Consider the following 1,893-nt stretch of genomic DNA (forward strand, 5'->3'; position numbering starts at 1 on the left):
TTAACCGAGTTTTCCCAAGTGATGCCGAGTAATCAGGGCTTAACCGTTTCCAAAACCGTTGGCTTCGTTGGCGCGTCGTTGGCTCGGGGTAAGTTCGGATTTGGTACGGGGAGGTTAAGGGGTTTTTACACAGGGGAGGAGAAAAAAGGACGTTGGGAAGGATGCGAGACTGTGAATAGTTAATTGTGTCAGTATGTTAAGTTAAAATATCAAGGGGTTACGAGGTGGCAGACTGGCAACACATAAAACAAAGGACCATTTTAACCGAACGACTCACACAAGAGTTGCATTCTCCAAAACTCGGTAGTAACAATTTGAAGTGAAAAGATAAACAAAATCGGTTAGTCTGTCGATCCAAGCCCCAAAGAACTGCGAAACGACCTCCATCAAACAGGACATAACATGCTCTACCCCAAAATAGTTATTGCCGATGACTCCAAGCTATGCTCGCATGTCCTAAAAAAATACATAGACGAGCTTGGGTACGTCTTACTTGGAGAAGCGACAAACGGTGTAGACGCCATCAAATTAGCAGAGCAACTAAATCCAAGCATTGTGATACTTGATGTTTATATGCCAAAAATGAATGGCTATGAGGCTTGTGAAATCATACAAAACAAACTTGGCATACCGACGATTTTAATTACTGGGCACACTGAGGGGTCTTCTCTAGACAACATCATCAAGTCGTCCCCTTCAGGCATCATTATAAAGCCCTACAATTTGTTTCAGTTCAAATCAACAGTAGACCTCATCTACTCAAACGAGAAATCACAAATCAACCTTGCGAGATATAAAAATATTGTTCAGAATGCCCCAATGCTATTCTCTTTAATAGATAAAAATTACAAATATATTTTAGCAAATGATTTTTACTGCAAGGCTTTCGTTAAAACTGAAAATGAAATCGTAGGAGCAACCATAGCCGAGCTATTTGGCGATAGTGTATTCCAAGGCATTATAAAGCAACACATTGACGCGGCTTTATCTGGCAATATAGAAAAATACGAATCTTGGTTTGACTATCAAGGCATAGGGCGTCGATATATGTCTGTAACTTATTCCCCATTCTCCGAGAAACGCGAAGGAGTCTCAAAAGGTGTCGTAGTTTTTTCAAGTGACAGCACCAAACTTAAATTATCAGAAGAAAAACTAGAAAAACTATCTACCACTGATCAGCTTACAAACATAAATAATCGCCGAAAATTTATGGAAATATTACAGGATGAACTTGAAAGAGCGAAACGATTCAGACACACATTTCTTCTACTCTCAATCGATATCGACAGCTTTAAATCAATCAACGACACGTATGGTCATCCCGTTGGCGACAAAGCTTTAATTTATGTTGCTAATCTACTGAATAAATCACTAAGACAGGTTGACACCGTCGGCAGAGTAGGTGGTGAAGAATTCGGTGCTATTATACCAGAAATAAATGATCAAGATTCAACCTCATTCCTTGACAGACTCATTAACTCCTTCAACACAAATCAATTCACCTCCAACAATATTAATTTGAAAATAACTGTCAGCATCGGAGTCTCAACATTCCCAGACTGTGGGAACAATCTCGAAGAGCTTTTAAACAAAGCGGACGAAGCCCTTTATCGAGCTAAACATAATGGCAAAAATCAATATTTTATTTATTGCAGTTAACTTCTTCTCAGTATAACGACCCACGCCACCCCTCTTCCCAGGACGACGTGGGCCATTTCGAAACTATTCTCAAAAGATACAGTTAGCTAGCTACTTCTTTTCCAGGACGATCTTCCCCTCTTCCATGCAGGAAACCTTAAACTCATCACCCTGGCTGAAGCCGTAGTTAGCCAGGAGCGTCGGGGACAGACGAAGACCGGTGCTGGAGAACTTCACGCTTCCAGATGCCACACG

Annotated in this window: 2 protein-coding genes and 1 pseudogene; 2 read left to right on the forward strand and 1 reads right to left on the reverse strand. The window is 40.9% G+C overall.

What is annotated here, in order from left to right; genetic code table 11:
- A partial coding sequence (locus tag Q368_RS26850; RefSeq protein WP_211249813.1) for a hypothetical protein occupies window positions 1-183 on the forward strand: 183 nt, incomplete at its 5' end.
- A 219-nt stretch (window positions 184-402) separates the two neighbouring features.
- Window positions 403-1,659 carry a GGDEF domain-containing response regulator gene (locus tag Q368_RS25405; protein WP_084159009.1) on the forward strand — a complete coding sequence of 419 codons (1,257 nt, stop codon included), beginning with the start codon at window positions 403-405 and terminating at the stop codon, window positions 1,657-1,659.
- Between the two features lie 90 nt (window positions 1,660-1,749).
- On the opposite strand, the pseudogene Q368_RS27235 reads toward Q368_RS25405, so the two are convergent.
- Window positions 1,750-1,893: pseudogene (locus Q368_RS27235) on the reverse strand (ArsR family transcriptional regulator); the annotation flags it as partial.

It is taken from the genome of Solidesulfovibrio alcoholivorans DSM 5433, assembly GCF_000702665.1.
Lineage (GTDB): Bacteria > Desulfobacterota > Desulfovibrionia > Desulfovibrionales > Desulfovibrionaceae > Solidesulfovibrio > Solidesulfovibrio alcoholivorans.